The following is a 16,828-nucleotide window of genomic DNA, read 5'->3' on the forward strand; positions in this document are numbered from 1 at the left end:
GGTCGCGGATTGTCACCCCTCGGTTGCCGGAGCACCACCCTGAAAGGCGTTTCCATGCTCATAATCGCAAGGATCTTCCTGCATCTGCAGGTGCAACCCGTCGCCTGAATAAGGGTTGGCGCGGGCAAGGTCCTCGTCCACATCGATCCCCAGGCCGGGTGCGCTCGGTGGGGTGACGAAGCCGTTTTCGACCCGGATCGAGCTTTTGATCAACTGGTCATGGAACGGGGTTTCGATGGTTTCCAGCAGCAGGAGATTTGGAATGGATGCAGCCAGATGGATGTTGGCCGCCCACTCTACCGGTCCGGCGTAGAGGTGAGGTGCCATTTGGGCGTTGAACACTTCGGCCATAGCGGCGACTTTTTTCATCTCCCAGATACCGCCAGCGCGACCAAGCGCGGGTTGCAGGATTTCGGCGGCACCAGCACGCAGAACCGCGCCGAATTCAGCTTTGGTGGTCATCCGCTCACCCGTTGCAACAGGGATGCGTACAGCGCGGGCCACGCGGGCCATGTCCTCGATCATGTCGGGCGGGGTCGGCTCCTCGAACCAGAGCGGCGAATAAGGCTCAAGCGCCTGACCCAGACGAATCGCGCCGGCGGTATTGAACTGCCCATGGGTTCCGAACAGCAGATCGGCTTTGTCGCCCACGGCCTCACGAATGGCTTTGCAGAAGGCCACCGACATTGAGATATCGGTCATCGCAGGCATATGCCCGCCCCGGATGGTATAAGGGCCTGCAGGGTCGAATTTGACGGCCGTATAACCGCGACGCACCATTTCAGCAGCACATTCCCCGGCCTGTTCAGGTGAGGTCCAGAAGTCTGTCAGATTATGCTGAGGCAGGGGGTAGAGATAGGTATAAGACCGAATGCGATCATTCATCCGCCCGCCCAGCAACGCATAAACCGGACGATCCCGGTCTTTGCCAAGGATATCCCAGCAAGCGATCTCAAGCCCTGAAAATGCGCCCATCACGGTCAGATCAGGGCGTTGGGTGAAGCCACTGGAATAAGCGCGGCGGAACATCAGTTCGATATTTTCGGGGTTCTCCCCCATCATGTGTCGTTCGAACACATCGCGGATGACATGGGTCATGGCTTCGGGACCGACGGAAGAGGCGTAGCATTCGCCCCAACCGATCACGCCCGTATCGGTCGTGACCTTGACCAGTATCCAATACCGCCCGCCCCAACCGGGTGCCGGAGGCGCGGTGACGATGACATCGAGATCCTGCAGTTTCACTTGGTATTCCCCCGGTTATCAGTCCCAGTCGAACAGGATCACATTGCGCTTGGCAGCACCGGTTTTGGTGTCCTCGATCGCCTCATTGATCTGCGACAGTGACCAACGACCCGAGATCAGCTCATCCAGTTTCAAACGCCCCTGTTCATAAAGATCGATCATCCACGGAATGTCCCGCTGGATCACAACGTCCCCCATTTTCGAACCGACCATACCCTGTCCCAGCGCGGCGAGAACGACGGGTTCATAGCTGGACATATCGCCCGAATGCGGCATCCCGATCATGATCGCCTTGCCGCCCCGACCCAGATAACGCGGGGCCTGATCATAAGCAGGGATCGCGCCGACGGTGATCAGAACCGCATCCGCGCCACGCCCGCCGAGGGCTTTATATGCGGCCTTCCACGGCGCATCGAGGCTACCCAAAACGCCATGTGTTGCGCCGAATTCCTTGGCGATCTCGAGCTTTTCTTCGGTCATGTCGACCGCAACGATCCGCCGCGCCCCGGCGATGCGTGCGCCCTGTATGGCGTTGAGGCCAACCCCGCCCGCACCAATCACGACAACATCCTGTCCGGGGCGCAACTCTGCGGCGTTCACCGCAGCGCCAACCCCGGTGATCACGCCACATGAAAGCAGGCTGGCGAGGTCCTTTGGCAGTGTTTCAGGGATTTTTACGATCTGACGATGGCTGACCACGACTTTCTCGGCAAAGGCTCCGCAGGCCATGGCTTGTTCCAGAGCGCCGCCGTCAGCGGTGCGCAGTGGGCCCTTAACGGTGTCATACGGCGTTTCGCAAATGGTAGGCTTGCCGCCTGCACAGGATGGGCATGATCCGCAGGCGCGGATCAGGGTCACGACCACGGGATCGCCTATCTTGAATGCCCCGGCGCCCTCTCCGATTGCCGAGATGACACCCGCAGCCTCATGTCCGTAAACGGCGGGCAGATGTCCGCCCCACGCCCCGCTGGCGAAAGAGATGTCCGAGTGGCAGATCGCCACCGCATCGAGCGTGACCTCGACCTCGCCCATACCGGGTGGTGCGATCAGAATATCCTCGATCACCAGTGGCGCGCCGAATTCCCGGCACACGGCTGCTTTGATGGATTGCATGTCTTTCCCCGTTCCTTTTTCAGTCACGGTGACCCGTTGCGGATCAACAGGCAAGGCGGAATCCGCCACCCGGGTGTCGCTGTTGTGCTGAAAGGCAAACGAGGAGGGCGGAAACGCCTAATACACGCCTAAATTCGCTGCGATATCTGGTGCAGCAGTCCGGCCAGATGCTCCGGATGCGAAAAAAACGGTGAATGAGAGCTGTCGATGGTCAGGCTCAGGTTCGGATTTGCGCAATGTGCCATCTCGGCCTGATACTCGGTCGGAACGGTACGATCATCCGCTGTACGGATATAAGCCTTGGGTACGCGTGCGAAATTCTCACTCAGATCCAGCGGAGTATCTTGTGGCGCGATTGCTTGCGGGCAAAGACGCCCGAGAGCATAGGCAACAACTTCGCGCGGACAGTCATGATAGAACAACCCGTGCACCCGGTCCGGCAAAACACTGTAGGACAGACCATCTGCAGATTTCTCGACCGCATCCCCGATCAGCTGGCGCGGTGCACGTTTGCGCATTTCGATCATCGAAAGACCGGATTGCGGGACATATGCGCAGAGATAGACCAAAGCCCGCATCGCGTCGGGCGCGGCTTCGGCTGCCGCGCTGATCGGGTAACCGCCCCAGGAATGCCCAACGATAATTGTCTCTGGCTTTGAGGCATTCAGTACCGCATCCCGGCAAGATTCCAGCGTGACATCGGGAATGGGCGTTGGATCAGAGCCGTGGCTGGGCATGTCGATGGCGCGCGCAGTATGTCCGAACGTGGAAAGCTCGGGGATCAGATCGCGCCAGCACCAAGCACCATGGCAGGATCCGTGAACCAGCAAGAAATCAGCCAAGTCTACACCCCCTCACACATGACCGGTCTCGGCCAGAAAACCGTTAAGAAGTTCGGCATACTCTGCCGGCCGCTCTACACAGGGCAGGTGGCCTGCCTTGCGGATCAGTGCAAATCGCGAGCCGGGGATCAGATCAACCGTTTCGCGCACGAGATCGGGTGGGGTCGAACCATCTTCGCTGCCAGCTACTCCAAGCGTGGGCAGGCGCAGGCCACTGGTCGGCGTATAGAAATCAGTTCCCGAAATTGCCGCGCAGCAGCCGAGATACCCTTCCAAGGGTTGCCGCACCATCATGTTGCGCCACAACTCCAGGTCGACATTGGCGCGGAAGGGTTTTGAGAACCACCGCTCCATGGTGGCATCCGCGAGCGCCTCGATCCCACCTGCGCGGGCTGCGTCCATGCGCTCCTGCCAGATCTTTGGCGTACCGATCTTGGCGGCAGTATTGGAAAGGACCAGCGCCCGGATTTGATCCATGCGCTTTACCGCCAAGCCCTGCGCAATCATCCCGCCAATCGACAGGCCGATAAACATGCAGTCTTTGACTTCAAGATGGTCCAGAAGTCGTTCGGTGTCGCGGACCAACGCCCCCATGGAATATGGACCATCGGGTTGCGAAGACAGGCCATGGCCGCGCTTGTCAAAGCGGATGATGCGCAGGCCTTTTGGAAGCAATGGCAGGATCGGATCCCAAAGGCGCATGTCGGTGCCGAGGGAATTGCCGAAGACCAGTGGCGCACCATCTGGGTCCCCGTCAATGCGGTAGTGTATCTTGACGTCTCCAAGATCGGCGATGTGCATGTGAGAGGTCCCGAGCAAATGGCTTCGAGCTACAATAGTGCACGTGTTGCACGCGCTTGTCAGGTCAGGAATTCCAACGCTTGTTCAAAAATCTGCGGGTCCACATTGCCACCCGAGGCAACGACGATCACCGCATCGCCTTCGATTTCATTGGCCCGAAACAACGCCGAAGCCAGCGACACCGCACCGCCGGGCTCCAATACGATCTTGAGGCGCAGGAATGCCATGGCCATTGCGCGCAGTGCCTCCTGCTCGGTGACCGAAAACCCCGGTCCGCAGAGCCGGTTTAGGATCGGAAAGGTGATCTTTCCCGGTTCTGGTGTTAGGATCGCATCGCAGATATTGCCGGAAGACGCGGTATTGTTCTGAATTGAGCCCGAAGCGAGCGAGCGTTTGACGTCATCAAATCCCTCCGGCTCACACGGGCGGGTGCGCAGACTGGGGGCGTGGCGCTCCAACGCCAGCGCGATGCCCGAGGTCAAGCCGCCGCCGCCGCAACAGATCAACACATCCGCCTGCGTGACGCCCTGCGCCTCAGCTTGTCGCGCCAGTTCCAGCCCGACCGTGCCCTGCCCCGCGATCACCTGTGGTTCGTCATAGGGCCGGATCAGGGTCAGTCCGCGCTGGGCGGCCAGCGCCTCGCCGATCTCCTCCCGGCTTTCATTGGCGCGGTCATATAGAACGACCTCGCCCCCAAGTGCCCGCGTGTTCTCGATCTTCAGCTGCGGCGCGTCCGACGGCATGATGATGACCGACGATATCCCGTGCTGGCTGGCTGCATAAGCAACCCCCTGTGCGTGGTTGCCCGAGGAATAGGCGATGACGCCCCGCTGTCGCGCAGTGTCATCCAGAGCCGAAATCGCGGACCACGCGCCGCGAAACTTGAAACTGCCGGTGTGTTGCAGACATTCAGGTTTCACCAGCACCCTGCGTCCGGCAATCTCGTCCAGAAACGGTGAAGACAGCAGCGGCGTTTCGCGTGCATGTCCCTTCAGCCGCTCTGCGGCGGCTTCGATCATCTCAATACTGCTCATGTCGCGTCCAATGTCTTGCGGATTACGTCGAGGGAGGCGGGCTCATCCAGAAAGGGTACATGCCCCCGATCAGCGATCTCGGCCCAGATCAGGTCGGGATGACGGCTTTGCATTTCGCCGAGCGTAGCGGCTCCGAACACGTCAGAATTTGCGCCCCGGATCACGCCAGTCGAGATATCGCGTAACGCGTCGAACAAGGGCCAGAGATCGGGCGGTAGCCCCGCGGCGGCCTGCTGGATCAGAGCTTCGCGCAGGGCGCTGTCATAGCGCAGATCGAGGCCTGTTTCAGATTGCAGATATTGATGTTCAACCTGCTGACGCCAGATGGTGAGCGGCACGCCGGGAAACCGCGAATCCATGATCTTTTGTAGCGTCTCTGCCGCCTCGTCATAGGTTTTTGCGCCGGGCTGTTTGCCCACATAATCCATGATCTTGGCGATACCCTCAGCTTCGATCACAGGCCCGACATCGTTCAGGATGACACCAGACAGACGTTCGGGGTGACTGGCGGCCAGGGCCATGGCGATCAACCCACCGCGAGAAGTGCCGAGGATCGAGACCATTTTTAGGCCCAGATGATCCAGTAACTCGATCACATCCAGCCCTTCGCGCAGGATATTGTAGTTCATGAAATCCGGGTCGTGATCGGACTGTCCGCGCCCGCGATAATCCATCGTGATCATCCGCAGATCGCTGATATGCGGCGCGAGGAACGAGAAATCTCGACTGTTGCGGGTCAGGCCCGCAAGGCAGAGCAAAGGCTGGCCCGATCCGGTGTCTTCAAAGTAGAGGCGTTTGCCATCAGAGGTCGTGAAAAACGCCATCAAAGCCCTGCCAGCTGAGGTATCGCTGTCAGATCAGACATTACATGCGCCGGTTTCCACGGCAGACGGTCCATTGGCTCACCCGCACGGTTGACCCAGGCCGTGACAAAGCCGTAGCCACTGGCGCCGGCGGCATCCCAGCCGTTGGAGCTGACGAACAGAACCTCGTCTCGGGCGCAGCCAAACCGATCTTGGACCAGGTCATAGACGCGGGCATGCGGCTTGAAGACGCCTACGCTTTCGACGGACAGTACATCGTCCAGAACCTCTCCGATCCCGGCAGATTGCACCGCACCATCCAGCATCGGGGGCGATCCGTTGGACAGGATGGCCGTCTGTAAACCACCTGCTTTCAACGCCTTCAGCATCTCGGGAACCTCGGGGTAGGCCTGCAACTCCCAGTAAAGGTCCAGAAGACGTTGGCGCAGAGTGTCATCACCCTGCAAGCCAACCGCTTCTAGCGCCCAATCGAGCCCGTCTTGCGTCACATCCCAGAAATCGCCATGCGCATCAGCAACCGCGCGCAACCAAGTGTATTGCAGCTGTTTCAACCGCCAGTGATTTGCCAACTCAGGCCACTTGTTGGCCAATCTCTCGAACCCCGGCTCGGAGGCGGCCTGTCTTGCTGCGGCGGCAACGTCAAAAAGCGTGCCATAGGCGTCGAATACACAAGTGGTGATTGCCATCTGATCCTCCCCTGATCGGGCGCAGGTAAGCACAACCGCTCCACAGGTTAAAGAGGGCAGGGTTTACAATAGCGTGTCAGCCTATACGCTGCGCCGCTCATTCCCCTTGAGGCCGGAGGCCACCATGACCGCAATCAAACAAGGCGACACCGTTCGAATCCATTACACCGGAACTCTGCTGGACGGTAAAGTCTTTGACAGTTCCGAGGGACGCGATCCGCTTGAGTTTGCGGTTGGCTCAGGTCAGATCATTCCCGGTCTGGACGTGGCGCTGCCGGGCATGGAGATCGGTGAGAAGAAGCGGGTCGAGATTGCCTGCGTCGACGCCTATGGCCCGATCAATCCGGGCATGCGTCAACAGATCCCGCGTGAGGGCATCCCTGATGATATTCCGCTGGAACCCGGTACGCAGCTGCAAATGCAGACCCCCGACGGGCAAGCCTTGCCCGTATCGGTGGTAGAGGTTGATGAAGCGACTGTGACTCTTGACGCCAATCACCCGCTTGCCGGGCAGGATTTGATCTTCGATATCGAGATCGTTTCGGTCAACTGATTGCGCCTGAGGTTAAAGCCCCGGAATCTGTGCCAATAATGGCTCAACCGCATCCCGGACATGCGGTTGGGTCATGAACACCAATGCGAACAACAACATGCTGAGAGTAAGTAACAGCACGCCCGCATGTATGCCTCCGACCTTCCGCCGGAAGTTGAGCGACCGCCCATTGCTGGCAAGGATCTGTTCTAATTTGCTCATATGCAATCCCTGCAGGCCAAAGATGGTTAAATCTTGACGCCCGCAGGGAAATAAATAGTCACATCGCTTCGGGCTGCGGCATGCCCAGAATGTGGTAACCGCCATCGACGCGAATGATTTCGCCCGAGGTATATGTTCCTGCATCCGAGGTGAGATATACAGCGGTGCCGCCTACCGCCTCAAGCGTCGCGTTCGAGCGCATGGGCGCGTTCTGGTCGCAGAACTTGTATGTCTTGCGCGCACCACCGATGGCCGCACCAGCCAGCGTCTTCATCGGGCCGGGAGAGATGGCGTTCACGCGAATGCCATCGGGGCCCAGATCATTGGCCAGATAGCGGGTCGCCGATTCCAGTGCCGCCTTGGCCACGCCCATGACATTGTAGTTGGGCACAACCTTGTTCGACCCATGATAGGTCAGTGTCAGCAGCGTGCCGCCATTGTCTTTCATCAGCGGATAGGCGCGGCGCGCGACCTCGATGAAGGAATAGGCCGATACGTCCAGTGAGTGTTTGAAGTTTGCCCGTGTGGTGTTCAGGAACCGGCCCGTCAGTTCAGACTTGTCGGAATAGGCGATGGCATGGACTACGAAATCGATGGTCGGCCAGCGCGCGGCCAGTTCATCGAATGCACGATCCAGCGATTCGTCATTGGTGACATCTGCGTCGACCATGAAATCGCTGCCCAGACTTTGGGCCAACGGTTCCAATCGTTTGCCGAACGCTTCGCCCTGATAGGTGAAAGCCAGTTCCGCGCCCGCCTCATGCATGGCTTTGGCGATGCCCCAGGCGATCGAGCGATCATTTGCGACACCCATGATCAGGCCGCGTTTTCCTTTGAGTTGATCTGACATCTTGTTCACCCGTTATACTTCGACAAGATCATGGATCCGTTGGTGCCGCCAAAGCCGAAGCTGTTGGTCATCACGCTGTCCAGTCCCGCGTTTTCAACTACTTGCGTTGCAATTTCACCGGGCACGATGCCTTCGGCAAGTGTGTCGACATTGATCGACGGTGTTATGAAATCATTGTCCAGCATCAGCAGACAGAAGATCGCCTCAAGTGCGCCCGCCGCGCCCTGTGCGTGACCGGTCATCGACTTGGTCGATGAAATTGGCGGCACATTGCCCTCGCCAAAGATGCGGCGCACAGCCTCGACCTCACCGACATCGCCAACCGGGGTTGATGTGCCGTGGGCGTTGATGTAGCCAACCTCGCGGCCTTCGGGCAGGGTCGACAGAGCCAGACGCATCGCGCGCTCACCGCCTTCGCCGGACGGGGCCACCATGTCGTGACCATCTGAGGTTGCGGCATAACCGGTGACTTCGGCATAGATCTTTGCGCCGCGCGCCAGTGCGTGGTCCAGATCCTCAAGCACGACAATGCCGCCGCCGCCCGAGATCACGAATCCGTCGCGATTCTCGTCAAACGCACGCGAGGCTTTTTCTGGCGTGTCGTTGTATTTGGACGACATCGCGCCCATCGCGTCGAACAGGCAGGACAGGGTCCAATCCAGTTCTTCGCCACCACCAGCGAACATCACATCCTGCTTGCCCAGCATGATCTGTTCCGCCGCGTTGCCGATGCAATGCAGCGAGGTCGAGCAGGCCGAGGTGATTGAGTAGTTGATGCCTTTGATCTTGAACGCAGTCGCAAGATTCGCCGAAATGGTCGAGCACATGCATTTCGGAACCGCAAATGGGCCGATCCGCTTGGTCGCGCCGTTTTTCAGCACAGTTTGGTGCGCGGTCAGCATGGCGCTGGTTGACGGCCCTCCCGATCCGGCCACGAGGCCGGTGCGAGGATTGACCACCTGTTCTTCCGTAAGACCGGCATCTGCAATCGCCTGGCTCATCGCGATATGGGCATAGGCTGCGCCGGGACCCATGAAGCGCAGCGTGCGTTTGTCCACATGCTCGGCTACGTCGATTTTGAGCGTACCGGCGATCTGGCTGCGAAAGCCATGTTCAACCATCTGCTCGCAGGCCTCGATCCCGGATTTGCCTGCTTTGAGTGAGGCCAAGACCTCTTCGGCATTGTTCCCGATGGAGGAGACGACCCCCAGACCGGTGACGACGACGCGACGCATAAGCGTACTCCTGTGTTCCTTGGTTCAGTTCCCTGTCCAACAGCTGGGGTCAGCTTTCGGACAATGCAACTTTCATTTCCTTGACCTGATAGATCACCTCGCCGTCGGCCTCGACCCGGCCATCGGCGACGCCCATGGTCAGGCGACGGGTTTGAACGGCTTTTGTAAAATCCACGTAATAAGTCAGCATCTTGCGATCGGGCCGGACCATGCCAGTCAACTTGACCTCGCCCACACCCAGCGCATAGCCGCGTCCTTGCCAGCCACGCCAACCCAGGTTGAAACCCGTCAACTGCCACAGGCCGTCCAGACCCAGACAGCCGGGCATGATTGGGTTTCCCGGGAAATGGCAGTCAAAGAACCAAAGGTCCGGAGTGATATCGAACTCGGCCACCACATGACCCTTGCCATGCGCACCGCCATCACCCGAGATATCGGTAATCCGATCCATCATCAGCATCGGCGGAGCAGGCAGTTGAGCGTTGCCGGGGCCGAATAACTCGCCTCGGGCGCATTTCAGCAGATCGTCCTTGTCAAAACTGCTCGGGAATTGGGCCATTCTGCCGCCTCTCCTGCCAGGGGTCTGTTTTGTTACATCTGGCCTCGTCTAGCACCCGTACGCAAGGTCCTGCAAGAGCGGGACGCCATATCATGTTGTGCTTACGACATTCTTTGCGAATGAATTTCATTTGAAATTACGGTGCCAGCGCACTTATATATGGGGTAGCAAAACACAGGTATCGGATTGATGACACCTCAGAGCCGGGAAATCGCTACGAATTGGTTGGTTGGCGCAGGATTGCGACCGACACGTCAGAGGGTTGCTCTGGCGGAACTGCTCGTTGGCGATGGGCTGCATCGTCATGTGACCGCCGAAAGCCTGTTTGAGTCGGCCAAGAACAAGGGCGACGCAGTTTCGCTGGCCACGGTCTACAATACCCTGCGGGCCTTCTGCGAGGCAGGCGTTTTGCAAGAAATCACCGTGGATGGATCCAAGAGCTATTTCGACACCAACACGCATGATCACCCACATTTCTTCTGGGAAGATGAAAGCCGCCTGAGCGATGCGCCCTCGGACCAGTTGGTGATCCAGCAACTGCCCGAAGCCCCGGAAGGGGTTGAAATCGCTTCGGTCGATGTGGTGATCCGCCTGCGCAAAACACAGTAACTATCCAGTCTGCAGTCTTGCGGTGAGCGTCTGTTCAGCCGCTGCAATAATCGAGTCGGTTGGTCCGCTGCCATGACGGGCAAGGACGACGGCCTCACGCGCGCCGGGATCGCTGATCGGCAGGCTGATCAATGGCAACCGGTCATAGCTGTACGTGTTCGCAGGGTTCGCATAGCTGATCCCGACACCTTCGCCATGGGCCGACAAGCTGCGCAGAATCTCAAGCGATTCAGCTCGATGCGAAACCGTTGGGTTCAGGCTGAGTTGTTTGAACAATCCAAGGACATGTTGGGCAGAGAGCCCTTCTTTGGACAGAATCAGCGGATAGGTCTCAAGTTCTTCCAGTGTTGTCTGACGCGATTTCGCCAGAGGGTGGTCCGGACAAACCAATGCACATGGGCTGCTGTCGAACAGCTTTGAACGGGTAAATCCGGCGTCCATGCCCAAGTCATACGTCAATGCAAGATCGAACCGACCTTCGATCAAACCGGTGATCAGATCCTCAAAGCTCTCGACGCCATGGGTCACTTCGACCTCCGGCAAATTGTCCCGAAGTGTGTGAAGGGCCTGGGCCAGCAGAAATGGCGCCAGATCGATGAAACAACCCAGTAGCAGCCTGTTTGCGCCTGCAACGGGCTCTTTCGAAGCTTCCAGCAGGGCGGCACGATTCAGCAGAGCCTCGGCTTCTTCAATGAATTTTCTGCCCTGAGGTGTCAGTACCATTGCCGCCCCGCGTCTGCGTGAGAACAAAGGATAGCTAAGATGCGATTCGACACGGGTCAGGGCGTTGGACAAGGCGGGCTGCGATACATTGACCTGCTCCGCCGCCAAAGAGAGGCTGCCACACCGACCAATGGCGCAAATGTATTCGTATTGGCGTAGAGAAATATATAACATGAAGTTAATAGTTAGTTTGAAAGATATGATTTGAACAGTGGGCGCAATCATGTGCAGATCATGCTGAGCTGTTTATGGAGGCCGACATGCCGCACCGCCTTGTTTCCCAAGAGATGATCGACACCTATCAGTCCGATGGCGTCGTCCTGGTCAAAGGCCTTTTTGCCGATCACGTTGAAGTCTTGCGCGACGGGATAGCGGCCAATATGGCCGAGCCGGGACCCTATGCGTCGGAAAACAAGAAAGAGGGCGAGTCGGGCCGATTCTTTGACGATTATTGCAATTGGTCGCGCATTCCCCAGTTTCGCGACGTGATCCGAGCCTCACCTGCAGCTGAGGTTGCTGCAGACCTGATGCAGTCGAACAGGGTGCAGATGTTCCATGATCATGTGCTGGTGAAAGAGCCGGGCACCTCGATGGCCACACCGTGGCATCAGGACGGGCCGTATTACTTTGTCGAAGGCCAGCAGACGATCAGCTTCTGGTCACCGCTGGATCGGGTCACACATGCGACCTTGCGCTGCGTTGCGGGTTCGCATCGGTGGGAGAAAGAGGTGCTGCCGACCCGTTGGGTCAGCGAAGAGGGGTTCTTCCCCGACGAAGGCCAATACATCCCCGTTCCGGATCCGGACGCCGAGGGTATGCGGGTGGTTGAGTTCGAAATGGAACCCGGTGATGCGGTCGCATTCAACTATCGCACTCTGCATGGTGCGCGGGGGAACCAATCTGATAGTCGTCGGCGTGCGTTCTCTCTGCGGCTGGTGGGGGATGATGCGCGCTATGTCGAGCGCCCGGGTCGCACGTCGCCCCCGTTTCCCGGCCATGACATGGTGCCGGGGCAGCGCTTGCGCGAGGATTGGTTCCCGGTCTTGTTGCAACGGTGAAGCTAGGGGGCTCTGCCCCCGGCCGCGGCGGGCCGCGACTCCCCCGAGGTATTTTTAGCCAGATGAGGAACGGATCAGAACCATTGCCCCGGTTCAATCAGGCCCAGCTGTAACAATTGGGCCGATGTCCATTCGAAGGGCACCGAATGGGTCCAGCGAAAGTCGGAGATGCCGAAGGCGGAGCCCGCATTTGTCTTGAGTGCTTTGGCCGCGCGGAACGAACAGATCGCCGCTGTAAGGTTGTTGTGCCAGGGACAGGCATAGGTGTTGTATTCGGCCTCGTTGAACGTGTGATCCGGATGCAGTTTCAGATCGGGTTTAGTTCTGAACAGCCCGATCCGGTCGATGCGGCGGCGCGCATAGGGGATGTGGTCTTCGAACCTCCAGCGCAGGCCGCCGGACATATCGAGTTGCCGTTCAAGAGGTCTGCCTGCAGCGTCGTGGCGGGTGTGTGCGTAATATCCTGTGCTGTCGAGCATCGCCCGATCCGGGGCCACTCCGTTGGGAAACGCCGTCAGGTCATCGGCATAAAGATCAATCACGTGGGTCAGCATTGCCGAGCGCCGCTCTTCGGTATGGAAGGCCAGCAACTCTCCGATCGTTCGCGTCTCGCAGAACGGAAAGATCAGGTATTCGGCGTTGTAGCAGTAGAACATCCAGAGATCCGGTGCGGTCTGGATGATGCGGTTGATCGTGTCGAACACCACTGTGCGTGGCGCACAGGTCAGAGAAACGCGATGGATCTGATCCGTGAGTTCGTCGCTAAGCGGGAACGCATCGGGCATGAAAGCGATAACGGGATTGAAACCCAGTCTCAGATGATGCCGCAAGGTGCCATCCAGTTCGACGTCATCCTCTGCAAAGATCAGCGCGATGGGACCTTTGCCAAGTGCAGTTTGGCCGGTTTGCAGGAAGTGATCGAGGGATTCGTAGTGCATCGCCTGTCCGGGTTTCGCCTTGCTGGAAGTTCCCGTCAAATTCGGGTAATTGCGCCGGCATTGCAAGCGGCGTTCGTTGCGTATAGACGACGCCGATCCAGCGAACCCAGAGGCCCGATCCATGTCCGAACCGAAGAAGCTGTTTATCAAGACCTATGGCTGTCAGATGAACGTCTATGACAGTGAACGCATGGCCGAAGCGCTGGGCGGGCAGGGCTATGTCGAAACGAAATCCGCCGAAGATGCGGACATGATCCTGCTGAATACCTGCCATATCCGCGAGAAAGCGGCAGAAAAGGTGTATTCGGAACTGGGGCGCTTTAAAGGGCTGAAGGCCGACAAACCTGATCTGAAGATCGGTGTTGCTGGTTGCGTCGCGCAGGCCGAGGGCGAAGAGATCATGCGCCGCCAGCCGCTTGTCGATCTCGTGGTTGGCCCGCAAAGCTATCACCGTTTGCCCGAGATGGAAGCGAAGACCCGCGCGGGCGAAAAGGCACTGGAGACCGACTTTCCTGAAGAGGACAAGTTCGAGAAGCTCAAGAACCGGCCCAAGGCCAAACGTGGTCCCACGGCCTTTCTGACGGTTCAGGAAGGGTGCGATAAATTCTGTGCCTTCTGCGTGGTGCCCTACACCCGCGGGGCCGAGGTCAGCCGACCCGCCGATCGTATCATCCGCGAGGCGCAGGATCTGGTCGAACGGGGCGTGCGTGAAATCACTCTGCTGGGCCAGAACGTCAACGCCTATCACGGGGCAGGCCCGAATGGAGACATGACACTGGCCGCTCTGATCTGGGAGTTGAACAAGGTCGACGGGCTGGAGCGCATTCGCTTCACCACCTCGCATCCCAATGACATGAGCGATGATCTGATCGAGGCGCATGGAACCTGCGAGAAGTTGATGCCTTATCTGCACCTGCCCGTGCAGTCGGGATCGGACAAGATCCTTAAACGGATGAACCGCAGCCATACAGCCGAAAGTTACCTGCGTCTGATCGAACGTATCCGCGAGGCGCGCCCCGATATTCTGATGTCGGGCGACTTTATCGTCGGTTTCCCCGAAGAGACCGAAGAGGATTTTCAGGCGACGCTGGATTTGGTGGAAGCGGTTAAATACGGTTATGCCTATTCGTTCAAATATTCGACTCGGCCCGGTACACCTGCGGCAGAACGGCCACAGGTCGATGCTGAACTGGCCGACGACCGCCTGCAGCGCCTGCAGGCGATGATCACACGTCACCAACGCAAGATTCAGGACGCGATGGTAGGTCGTAGTGTCAGCGTTCTGTTTGAGAAGCCGGGACGCCAACCGGGCCAGATGGTTGGGAAATCCGAATATCTGCACGCGGTCCACGTCGCGAATGCAGATGTGGAAAGTGGCGATTTGCGTCGGGTAAGAATCACCGCTTCTGGCGCGAATTCACTGGCCGGAGAGCTGGTTTAGGCCGTCGTATCTGCGTCATAGGGGAAAAATTCAGTGGAATTTAACCCTTGATTTATTAATCGCAGTCATGTTCCGAGAAAGACCAGATTTCACAGGGATAGGACTCTGGGTGTTTTAATCTGCGCGGGTTGAATGAAACCCTGTCGCGGTGGAGGTATGAGTGGTGAGCCGGATGCGTTTCCCAAGATCAGGACCATTTCGGATTTTGATGTCGGTCGCCGTGATGTTCGGCTGTGCCGCGCCTTCGTTGGCGGGTGATGTGACTGGGGGCGTGGAAGAACCGGAAGTGGTTTCGGCAAACCGTTTTGCACGGGACGTCAGCGCGTTCTATTTGGGTGTGAGCGGAGGTCGCGCCTCGGGCGGCTCAGACGAATTCGGCCTGAGGGTCAATGGCGCAACCCTGTTTGGCCTCGGAGAGTTGAACCCCAGTGGAAATTTCGGCGGCTTCCGCGGCGGTTGGCGTGGTGTTCTGCCTGCCTGGGGTGGGCGAGATTACGTCTATGGTATCGAGCTTGGATACGACTACGGAACGCTGGATGACAGCACAACAACCACGATCGGAGGGGCGGTCGTCTCGGGCAGGTCGGCAATCTCGGATGTATTTTCGGTGCGGTTGAAAAACGGCCTGACCAATCGCAGCGGCAGTGTCTTATATTTTGCGACACTGGGGTACGTGCGGGGCGACATAACCACATCGACCTCTATATCCGATCCCGGCGGGTCATCGCGGTTTGAAGATGTCGACCGGCGTCAGGGGTTTTCGGCAAGTCTGGGCGCGGAGCACAAGCTGAACGAAAACTGGTCGATCACGGGTGAGATCGAATACCTTCAGTTCGATTCGAAAACCGTCGATCTTGGCCCGACGTTCTCCACCAAATCCACACCCAGCTATCGCGGTTTGCGATTTGGATTGAACTACACCTTCTGATCAGTCGGAAAGATCAGTTGCAGCGCCTGGGCTTGCAACACAAATCGACGGTTTTACCATCGGTCCTGCAAAAATTGAATCTGCGGCTTGCGTCTACCTCAGAATGTTGTCTACGCTCAGGTTGAAACGCCAAGACAGGAGAACGGATTGGCCATCGGTGCCCTGACCCCACCGCAAGATGACATGCCCCAGCGTGAGGCGCTTGTTGAATTTCCAGATAACAGATTACTGATCGATCTTTGTGGTGAATATGACCGCAACCTGACTGATATCGAGCAAAAGCTCTCGGTCCAGATCGTTCGGCGCGGCAATCAACTGGTCGTGCTTGGTGACGAAGATTCGCAAAAGCAGGCGATCGAAGTTTTGCAATCGCTCTATACGCGCCTCGAAGGCGGGCGCGATGTCGAAGCCGCAGATGTAGATCGCGAGCTGCGCATGGGTAACTCTGAGGCTGGAACTGGCACTCGGGATGGCGATCAGCTTGAGATGTTCAAGGGCGGCACCGTTGAGATCAAGACCCGCAAGAAACTGGTTGAGCCCCGCACCGACGCCCAGAAAGCCTATGTGCAGTCGCTGTTCAACAATGAGCTGGCCTTTGGCATTGGCCCAGCGGGAACCGGCAAGACCTATCTGGCCGTCGCTGTTGGTGTTTCGATGTTCATCGGCGGCCATGTGGACCGGATCATCCTCAGCCGACCGGCGGTCGAGGCGGGGGAAAAGCTGGGTTATCTGCCAGGCGACATGAAGGATAAGGTCGATCCTTATATGCAGCCGCTTTATGATGCGCTGAACGACTTCCTTCCGGGTAAGCAGCTGGCCAAACTGATCGAGGAAAAACGGATCGAGATTGCGCCGCTGGCCTTTATGCGCGGGCGCACGCTCGCGAATGCCTTTGTTGTCCTGGATGAGGCGCAGAATGCCACCACGATGCAGATGAAGATGTTCCTGACCCGTTTGGGTGAGGGCAGTCGGATGGTGATCACTGGCGACCGGTCTCAGGTTGATCTGCCGCGCGGGGTGCAGTCGGGTTTGGCGGATGCCGAGCGGCTGTTGAAGACGATTCCGAATATCAGCTTCAACTATTTCACTTCGAAGGATGTCGTGCGCCACCCGCTTGTCGCCGCCATCATCGAAGCGTATGAGGCCGACGCGGGCCGCGAAACCGGATAACCTTCGGGCCCAACGATG

Annotated in this window: 19 protein-coding genes; 6 read left to right on the forward strand and 13 right to left on the reverse strand. The window is 58.3% G+C overall.

Annotation, left to right across the window (positions count from 1 at the left end):
• Positions 1-12: 12 nt before the first annotated feature.
• From ACR0NF_RS00135 to ACR0NF_RS00165, 7 genes are all read right to left on the reverse strand, one after another.
• Positions 13-1,245: a mandelate racemase/muconate lactonizing enzyme family protein gene (locus tag ACR0NF_RS00135; protein ID WP_480469047.1), complete on the reverse strand. Its 1,233-nt coding sequence runs from the start codon at positions 1,243-1,245 to the stop codon at positions 13-15.
• Between the two features lie 18 nt (positions 1,246-1,263).
• On the reverse strand, positions 1,264-2,358 hold the full coding sequence (locus tag ACR0NF_RS00140; RefSeq protein ID WP_480777562.1) for a Zn-dependent alcohol dehydrogenase: 1,095 nt from the start codon (positions 2,356-2,358) through the stop codon (positions 1,264-1,266).
• A gap of 128 nt (positions 2,359-2,486) precedes the next feature.
• On the reverse strand, positions 2,487-3,200 hold the full coding sequence (locus ACR0NF_RS00145; protein WP_480469049.1) for an alpha/beta fold hydrolase: 714 nt from the start codon (positions 3,198-3,200) through the stop codon (positions 2,487-2,489).
• A 12-nt stretch (positions 3,201-3,212) separates the two neighbouring features.
• Positions 3,213-4,001: a 3-oxoadipate enol-lactonase gene (gene pcaD / locus ACR0NF_RS00150; protein ID WP_480777563.1), complete on the reverse strand. Its 789-nt coding sequence runs from the start codon at positions 3,999-4,001 to the stop codon at positions 3,213-3,215.
• Between the two features lie 59 nt (positions 4,002-4,060).
• Positions 4,061-5,035 (reverse strand): threonine ammonia-lyase, encoded by a 975-nt coding sequence (locus tag ACR0NF_RS00155; protein ID WP_480469051.1) that lies wholly within the window; start codon positions 5,033-5,035, stop codon positions 4,061-4,063.
• A complete protein-coding gene (locus ACR0NF_RS00160; RefSeq protein ID WP_480469052.1) occupies positions 5,032-5,859 on the reverse strand; it encodes an alpha/beta fold hydrolase in 828 nt (275 codons plus the stop codon). The genes ACR0NF_RS00155 and ACR0NF_RS00160 overlap by 4 nt, the downstream gene beginning before the upstream one ends.
• Positions 5,859-6,545, reverse strand: a complete 687-nt coding sequence (locus tag ACR0NF_RS00165) for a haloacid dehalogenase type II (protein WP_480469053.1) — start codon at positions 6,543-6,545, stop codon at positions 5,859-5,861. Before ACR0NF_RS00165 ends, ACR0NF_RS00160 begins: the two co-directional genes overlap by 1 nt.
• Before the next feature lie 124 nt (positions 6,546-6,669).
• Here ACR0NF_RS00165 and ACR0NF_RS00170 point away from each other — a divergent pair, with 124 nt between their 5' ends.
• Positions 6,670-7,098, forward strand: coding sequence for an FKBP-type peptidyl-prolyl cis-trans isomerase (locus ACR0NF_RS00170; RefSeq protein ID WP_480777564.1), 429 nt, complete (start codon positions 6,670-6,672; stop codon positions 7,096-7,098).
• 12 nt (positions 7,099-7,110) lie between these two features.
• On the opposite strand, the gene ACR0NF_RS00175 is transcribed toward ACR0NF_RS00170, so the two are convergent.
• From ACR0NF_RS00175 to fabA, 4 genes are read right to left on the reverse strand one after another with little or no spacing between them, the layout of a single operon-like run.
• Positions 7,111-7,299 (reverse strand): hypothetical protein, encoded by a 189-nt coding sequence (locus ACR0NF_RS00175; protein ID WP_480777565.1) that lies wholly within the window; start codon positions 7,297-7,299, stop codon positions 7,111-7,113.
• Between the two features lie 58 nt (positions 7,300-7,357).
• Positions 7,358-8,149 (reverse strand): enoyl-ACP reductase FabI, encoded by a 792-nt coding sequence (locus tag ACR0NF_RS00180; RefSeq protein ID WP_480777566.1) that lies wholly within the window; start codon positions 8,147-8,149, stop codon positions 7,358-7,360.
• Positions 8,150-8,154: 5 nt separating this feature from the next.
• Positions 8,155-9,384 (reverse strand): beta-ketoacyl-ACP synthase I, encoded by a 1,230-nt coding sequence (fabB, locus tag ACR0NF_RS00185; RefSeq protein WP_480777567.1) that lies wholly within the window; start codon positions 9,382-9,384, stop codon positions 8,155-8,157.
• 49 nt (positions 9,385-9,433) lie between these two features.
• Positions 9,434-9,943, reverse strand: a complete 510-nt coding sequence (gene fabA / locus ACR0NF_RS00190; RefSeq protein ID WP_480777568.1) for a bifunctional 3-hydroxydecanoyl-ACP dehydratase/trans-2-decenoyl-ACP isomerase — start codon at positions 9,941-9,943, stop codon at positions 9,434-9,436.
• Between the two features lie 189 nt (positions 9,944-10,132).
• Between fabA and irrA the strand changes: the two genes are divergently transcribed.
• Entirely contained in the window at positions 10,133-10,552 is a 420-nt protein-coding gene (gene irrA / locus ACR0NF_RS00195) for an iron response transcriptional regulator IrrA (RefSeq protein ID WP_480469058.1), read from the forward strand.
• Here irrA and ACR0NF_RS00200 read toward each other — a convergent pair whose 3' ends face one another.
• Positions 10,553-11,449, reverse strand: a complete 897-nt coding sequence (locus tag ACR0NF_RS00200) for a LysR family transcriptional regulator (protein ID WP_480777569.1) — start codon at positions 11,447-11,449, stop codon at positions 10,553-10,555. It lies immediately after the preceding gene.
• Positions 11,450-11,535: 86 nt separating this feature from the next.
• Between ACR0NF_RS00200 and ACR0NF_RS00205 the strand changes: the two genes are divergently transcribed.
• Positions 11,536-12,333, forward strand: a complete 798-nt coding sequence (locus ACR0NF_RS00205) for a phytanoyl-CoA dioxygenase family protein (RefSeq protein ID WP_480666560.1) — start codon at positions 11,536-11,538, stop codon at positions 12,331-12,333.
• 74 nt (positions 12,334-12,407) lie between these two features.
• Here the strand turns inward: ACR0NF_RS00205 and ACR0NF_RS00210 are convergent, their stop codons facing one another.
• Complete coding sequence (locus tag ACR0NF_RS00210; protein WP_480666561.1) at positions 12,408-13,271, reverse strand: hypothetical protein; 864 nt, start codon at positions 13,269-13,271, stop codon at positions 12,408-12,410.
• 121 nt (positions 13,272-13,392) lie between these two features.
• Between ACR0NF_RS00210 and miaB the strand changes: the two genes are divergently transcribed.
• The 3 genes from miaB to ACR0NF_RS00225 all read left to right on the forward strand — a co-directional run bounded on the left by miaB (position 13,393) and on the right by ACR0NF_RS00225 (position 16,810).
• Entirely contained in the window at positions 13,393-14,712 is a 1,320-nt protein-coding gene (gene miaB, locus ACR0NF_RS00215) for a tRNA (N6-isopentenyl adenosine(37)-C2)-methylthiotransferase MiaB (RefSeq protein WP_480777570.1), read from the forward strand.
• 172 nt (positions 14,713-14,884) lie between these two features.
• On the forward strand, positions 14,885-15,640 hold the full coding sequence (locus tag ACR0NF_RS00220) for an outer membrane protein (RefSeq protein ID WP_480561650.1): 756 nt from the start codon (positions 14,885-14,887) through the stop codon (positions 15,638-15,640).
• Positions 15,641-15,787: 147 nt separating this feature from the next.
• Positions 15,788-16,810, forward strand: a complete 1,023-nt coding sequence (locus ACR0NF_RS00225; protein WP_480469064.1) for a PhoH family protein — start codon at positions 15,788-15,790, stop codon at positions 16,808-16,810.
• Positions 16,811-16,828 lie beyond the last annotated feature (18 nt).

Source organism: Ruegeria sp. CF4 (assembly GCF_056537345.1).